4 protein-coding genes are annotated in these 7,016 nt (G+C 43.5%); all 4 read right to left on the minus strand.

All coding sequences use genetic code 11. The annotated features are described in order from the left end of the window. Positions 1 to 31 precede the first annotated feature (31 nt). The gene (locus YWE_RS0113685; protein WP_029095055.1) at positions 32 to 1,303 is read right to left on the minus strand and encodes an amidohydrolase; all 1,272 of its coding nucleotides are present in this window, start codon (positions 1,301 to 1,303) and stop codon (positions 32 to 34) included. A 21-nt stretch (positions 1,304 to 1,324) separates the two neighbouring features. Next, positions 1,325 to 2,635 carry a C4-dicarboxylate transporter DcuC gene (gene dcuC / locus YWE_RS0113690; protein ID WP_029095056.1) on the minus strand — a complete coding sequence of 437 codons (1,311 nt, stop codon included), beginning with the start codon at positions 2,633 to 2,635 and terminating at the stop codon, positions 1,325 to 1,327. Between the two features lie 649 nt (positions 2,636 to 3,284). Further along, entirely contained in the window at positions 3,285 to 5,225 is a 1,941-nt protein-coding gene (locus YWE_RS0113695; RefSeq protein ID WP_029095057.1) for a BglG family transcription antiterminator, read from the minus strand. A 579-nt stretch (positions 5,226 to 5,804) separates the two neighbouring features. Next, positions 5,805 to 7,016 (minus strand): IS4 family transposase (locus YWE_RS27320; RefSeq protein ID WP_154661410.1); only part of this gene is annotated, 1,212 nt, incomplete at its 5' end.

Below are 7,016 nucleotides of genomic sequence, written 5' to 3' on the forward strand. Positions count from 1 at the left end.
ACGGATGGCCTTTTTCATACTAATGACTAAATTATTTAGTCATTAACTTCTGTAAGCAACCGACAAACAGCTCAACGCTGGTTTTCAATTGTTTTTCATCAAAGTCAAACTCTGCCTGATGGTGACCCGCTTTAAGGTCTGCACCTACGATAAAGTAAATTGATTTACCACCGTGGCGCTGAACACGCTTAGCCAGAACGGTCGCATCTTCACTACCACCGAACGAACGCTCAGCAACCGCAGTCAGTTCAGGATATTGACCCACAACGCTGGTTAATACATCAATCAGCTCTTGGTCGTTTTGCAGATCGACCGCTTCACCCATCACTTCGCTTTCTAAGCGCAGATCAAAGCTCTGAGCGGCGCCTTTAGCCATGCGCTCAACCTGTTCTGCCATAAAGCTATTGATGGACTCATCTTCACCGCGAACTTCAACCTGCAGTTCACCGTAAGAAGGCACAACGTTACGGCCTTCACCGGCACGGATAACGCCCACGTTAATACGTGACATGCCTTTACCATGACGGGAAATACCCAACATTTGAGTCGCTGCATGGCAAGCACCCGCCAGTGCATTACGGCCAAGATGAGGTTCAGCGCCTGCGTGAGCCGGAGCTCCGTAGAAGCGGAAATCATATTTAGTCGTACACAGGAAGTTATTCGGGTTAATCACGATCTCGCCGGTTTTAGCGATAAAACCGATGTGCATACCTAAGAAGTAATCAGCATCGTCAACGATACCGCTTTCAGCCATAGGTCTTGCACCACGAACGCCTTCTTCAGCCGGTTGGAAAAGTAACTTCACTTTACCGCTCAGTGAACTGCCATTCTCGACTAACCATTTTGCAATACCCAGACCGATAGACATATGTCCGTCATGGCCACAGGCATGCATCAGACCCGCGCTTTTAGATGCGAAATCACCGCTGTTAGGAATATGATCGCCGGCAGCACATTCCTGCACGGCAACACAGTCAATATCAAAACGAAGAGCAACGGTTGGGCCCGGCTTGCCGCTGTCAAATACGGCCATACAGCCCGTCAATCCGTCCATTTCAGCCAACAGAGCTTCATCAGCGCCACGTTCTCTGGCCAGCGCTAAACCACGTTCAACGACGTCCGCTTTACGACCACGAACGAACTCACGGTTAATCACTTTAGGCCCGGCGATAACGTCAAGTCCCATGCCGCGCAGTTCAGTAATTAAGCGTGCAGTAGTCATAAACTCGGTCCAGCCGATTTCAGGAAAACGGTGAAGTTCACGACGCCATGTTACTAGTTGGTTTAAATCAATTGTTGACATTATTCTTTTCCTTTATCGTTATTACAGCATAACTAAAGCAACAAATATGACCGCTACAATCATTGACGGACCAGTACGCTTGACTAACTCCACCGGGTTCACGTTAGCCAGACCAGCACAAACAATAACCACACCGGCAATCGGAGACATTGTACGACCCAATGCACCAGTCATAGCCGCTGCCATACCTAAGTCAGGAATGGTATATCCCAGATCAAGTGCCTGACGGGTTACGGTTCCATTAAAGGCTAATGCCGCAGCATCACCAGATCCGGTAATTGCACCCATCAAGAATGGACCAATTGTTCCGCCCCAACGCGCAAATTCTGGGTGTACTTTTAAGAAGGTAATAAAGGTTTCGATCAAACCAGATGACTGTAAACCAGCAGCAAACACGCCGGCTGCAATGATGATACCTAATACATCACCATAGGCATGACCCATACCGTTAAAGAACTGTTTAGTCATGGTGCTTGGGTTACAACGAGTAATAATCAGCGCATAAATAGCACCGATAACCATCGCTGCCGGAACGCCCATTTTAATGTTACCAAGCCACGTAGTTAAACCGCCAACCAGTAGAAGAACTAATGGCACAAAAGGTGCGGTTGCATATAAATAGTTGGTTTTAACGGCGACTTTAGTTTCAACGTCAGAAGCAGCCTGTGCAGTTCCGCTGTCAGCTAACTCAACGCGGTACTCTTTACGCACTAAAGCAACAATAGAAAGGCCTACGGCAGCAATACCACCAAGAGCCAGGCTATATTTGGCATGATATTGAATCAAATCAATAATGGACATGTGCTGATAGCCAGAGGTACCGGCCATAACTTCATTGTATAGGTTACTCACGAAGGCGTTATGGGAGAAACCCGGGCTTAAGAATGAGCCAATGGTTCCGCTAAGTACTGCCGCACCTGCGATAGCAGGATGGATTCTGGCACCAATTAACAGAGGGATTAACGTTGCACCTACCGCTGCCGCACAACCTGCTGCAGAAGGAATTGCGATGTTAATAAAGAAAGTCACAATAACAGTTACCGGGATCAGGAAGAAGCCCAGTTTATTCATGCCGCCGGCTAAAGCACGAACCAAATGCATATCACATTCGGTATACTTCATCACGTAAGCAAAACCCATACTCGCACAAATTGCCTGTATTAGATTACCTGACGTCATACCAGTGCCAAAGGCATCAAGTGCGTTCATCGGCGCAAGGCCAACGATACACAAAGCAAGGCCTGAGCCAATTAACACCATCCGCGTTTCATACTGTTTTATCAGTAAAAATACTGTGATTGCAACAATCACCAGTGCAATAATTTGAACCATATTATACTCACTATCTGCTAATTAAAATTGCAATCAATATGACTGCGTCCATACCCTATTACAAATATACTCAAATAAAATAGAAACGAGTGTCTGACGAATAAATTATATCTTAAAATTATATTTCTGCACTGCTGCACTATAGCAACTGAGTGATTGATATCGTTGATGGATGTCAAAAAACGATAAATTCAATGAACAAAAAGATACTCGAGTACAATCTTATACTACCACAACACATCAGATACAGATAAGCACATCACAAATCAAGCGTAACATTATGTAATTTAAATAGAAAAAACAAAAACAATCTAAGAGAGTTTAATTGCTATGAATTGCAACAAAACTAGAACCTTTCAATTACATATTTACTGTAAACCATACCAAAAGATAACTTTTTAGCGGTTATTTAATATACCAAATAGTTACTTTTGGAAAAAACATAAAATTAATAATCATTTAAATAATACAAGGTTTAACTTATGTTATATATGCATCTTATATTTCTATGTGTGTTATCGACTTTTTTATCAATAAGCCCCTTGCTTAATAATCCCAACCATTTACTACTTTTCTGAATAACGCTAAAACCACACTAATAGCCTTGTCTGCATAATGGTTATTGCGCCAATAAATCGATAAATTTCGATTATACGCTTCGCCCCAAACTGTCTTTTGCAATCACCTGAAAATCATTAAAACTCTTACTGTTCAGTAACCGTTTAGTGGCTTTTTCACGTACAAAGGTGACAAACAGATCGTAAATTGCCATTGCTTCCTCATACTCAGCCTTACTGATGGCCAGTAAAAAAATAACGTTAGCCACCTCTTTCTTCTCTTTATTCCACTCGATGCCATTAGGGGCAAGAATCGTCACAACCACCGTTTTATTTGCCAACAGCCCCAGTGAGTGAGGTAAGGCGATGCCCTCTCCCAACAGTGTTGACACAATAGACTCCCTCTCCACCAGCGACGGATAGAAGTCCTTGGTGACATAACCGTCAGATTCTAGCTGCTTACACACCTTCTTAAATAAGGTTTCCTGAGTCATTTTCCCTTTAACTATCATGAAGTTTCTTTCATCAAAGAAACGTTCAAGAATATAAGGTTTGGTCCGGTCAACCATTGCCAGCCGTCCGACTTGCTCCAGTTGATAAGGCGTAGGGAAAGGGGCAATTTTGATAATAGGCTTATTCTTCTCCGTCAGCCTGACGGTTGTAATAACAAAATCTTGCTCGACCGACTCCAGCTCTTCATATTCACGCAGGGAGATCACCTGCTGGATTTTCAGCTGAGGAAATTCCCGCACAATCTTGGCTTCAATCACTCTGATCGTAGAGTTACCGGAGTCCGTAACCAGCAGAACATGAGGATGTCGGGTATAGCCGACGCTATAGTTACGTTCCAGCCCGACACCGATATGAACCGCCAGATAGCCCATTTCATCTTCGCTAATAGCATAAGGAATACGGTCTTCCATATTAGCCATTGCGCTCAGCGTGACATCATAGGCAAACGGATAATATTGTTTAATGTCTGACAATAGCGGGTTTTTAGTATTTATCTGATAGCGGACCCGGGTCATCATCGCGGTCAGATGAGTTGAGAGGTCTGTTTTAAGTTTAATATCGCTACGTAAGTCATAGTTATAGGAGTCATTGATATAGCTAAGAATATAGTCAACCAGCTCATCGCCATTATGCTCCCCGTTTTCACCGGCAACCGTATTATAGTTGTAAGGAATACGACGGGCAGAAATCTGAACGCCTAAATACTTTTCTTCTGCCGGAGAGATACCGCTTCCGAGAAAGAAAGCAAATCCCTTAGCAATCTCACTTACGGCACTTTTAATAACGCTGTCCATTTCATCAGCCACAAAATCGACCAGTTCGTGTCCACGGGTAATGCGTAAAATAGAGACCGCACAGCTAAAAATCAGATACTGACGCCCTTCATTAGTCAGGCGAATATCAAATCGGTTAACGCTGTTTTGTAAGATTTTTTCGATATAGGTCAAATCGATATTGGTCAGAATATCTTGCTTGAAATTATTTACCGACCGCTCATTTTCCATAGAAAAAAGATGCCAAAGAATATCGATAATACAAGACCGGATAGTATGCTCAGCCCCTTCCAGCTTCATCCCCTGACGAGGAACGGTATCTAAGGTAATCTGATACTTATTCAGATGCTCACGCACTGACACCATATCGTGCTGTAAAGTACCACGGCTGACAAACCACTCTTCGGCAATGTCATCTAGCTTAATCGGCAGTGAAGCCATTAAAAATTTAAGCAGTAGCGCGTCAATTCGCTCTTTCGAAGTGCGGGGAATCGCTTTGATTTGGTGTTGTTGCATCGGTAACGTGGCAAAGTCTTTGGCATTATCCACTTTAAGTTGATAGCCCAATCCGCGCTCATACACAATTCTCGCACCATAGTCCGCCAGCACATCGTTCAGCGCGGTGACATCGGTACGAATAGTCCGGGTCGACACATCAAAACGCTTAGCCAACTCTTCCTGAGGAAGGGTTTCAGACTGAATAGCATCAAATAAATAAGCGAGACGTTGATAAGGAAACAGAGCCACAGACGTACCTTTAATTTAATCAGCAACACATGAAAGCACTAATATTGACTATTATGCACTGATTTCATAGAAAAAGCCTTTCCAATGAAGGCTTACGCTCCACGATCACACACATTAATCGTCCTCAGTGTAGCCACTCAGAGTACAGGAAAGGTCAAAAGATTAACCAAGTTGGCGGGCAAAAAGGCTAGATGATCAGTCAGAATATGGCGCAAGTATTGACTTGTTATCAATATGATTTTTTGTGAAACAGAGCCAATCTAAGCTGATAATGTTTGAAGTTCATAGGATATTCCCGCTTAACCAAGCGCTGGTTTGTTAGCTAAAACCTGGATGATTCGCTGCGCTCACCCTGCGGGCCATTCACGAGGCGAATGTTTGCTTCGCCTACGGCTCTCGTTCCCGTTTTCACGGGGATGACGGGGGAGGAACTGTTTGCAAAACAAGTATTCGTATCGCGTCTAGCTTAAGGAAATGCTGAGCGAAGCATCCAGCCTTTAAGCCGTTATCTCTAACCGTTGCCCCCAAGGTCGTCATCCCCGTGAAAACGCACTACTGTCCGGAATAAATAAAAAGATATCAAAAATGGAAAACCAATTGCTTATCAATAAGTAAGTTGGTTTTCCTTCGTCGCTCTCTTGCTAAGCCCCCATCAAAACTCACTGGATGAAATAAGGCCCCTCTCACTTCTGATAACAATATCCACAGACTCTTTTGAGGTTGACTTTTTTGCCGATAAATCGATAACAATAAATAGGCTATCAGTGACGTTAATATCTGTATACGAACTGCGTTATAACTGCGCCCTAAGTATTGCTTTATCTTTAAATGCTGTTTTATCCACTTGAAAAACAACTCTATTTCCCAGCGGCTTTTATATAACATGGCGATTTCAATGGCCGGACTTTCAATATCATTTGTGGCAAAAATCAGCGGGACCGGATTACCTTCGCGCGCGACAGTGACTCTCCTTAACGGACGAACGTACCAATTTCTTTTCCCTCCCCGTGGATGAGTATTCTTAAACTTCACCATTTCATCCGAAAGAATAACCGCCTTATCATCCTCAGGGATGATGCGAGATTCGACAACGGACAGGCTGACATTATCCTTAAATCGGGTCACAAAACGGGCATTCTTAGATTCAAAGGATGCCCACCAGTTATAGTCACAGTAACCTTTATCGAAAACGTAAGTGGCATATTCTTCGAGATTGAGCTTCATCCCTTCAGTCAAATCGTTCACGTTTGCGTGCGTAAATGAACAATCAACCGGTGATGAAACATTAGCGTTATAGAGTAAATGCAATTTAATCCCTTGGGTAAAGCCGTTTCGAGATAAACGCGTCCATGGGTCAAAATATCGGCCCTTCAGAGTAAAACTGGTGGAATCAATGAGATATAGCGCATGCGTGTAGTTTTTACGGATACGGCGAGAAACGAAGGACATGAGGTGTGTAGCCACTTGAAAGAAAATGTCGCAAGAGCGTCGAGCATTGGCATCGGATAACGTTGAACGGCGAACAGGGGGACAACCCAGTCGAGGATGATGAGAAGTATGAAAATTAAAGCTGGCTTCTAATGAACGTAAACTGGGGACAGCAGCCAACTGAGCATAAAGCATAAAGACCAATTGATGCCAGCAAGTAAAGCCTTTTGAATACTTATCGGCTTGAAACTGCTGAACTAAAGAATCGAAATATTGGCGAGGAAAAGCCTTCATAATGTGTTCAAAATAGCTTATATTTTTCATGTTGCAGAAGCAGGAAAGTGGACTGGCGTTCATGAGGTT

Source organism: Budvicia aquatica DSM 5075 = ATCC 35567, from assembly GCF_000427805.1.
Taxonomy (GTDB): domain Bacteria; phylum Pseudomonadota; class Gammaproteobacteria; order Enterobacterales; family Enterobacteriaceae; genus Budvicia; species Budvicia aquatica.

Bases quoted from the DNA above. Each gene is read 5' to 3' on its own strand.
- YWE_RS0113685 (WP_029095055.1), bottom strand. From the start codon at position 1,303: ATGTCAACAATTGATTTAAACCAACTAGTAACATGGCGTCGTGAACTT.
- dcuC (WP_029095056.1), bottom strand. From the start codon at position 2,635: ATGGTTCAAATTATTGCACTGGTGATTGTTGCAATCACAGTATTTTTA.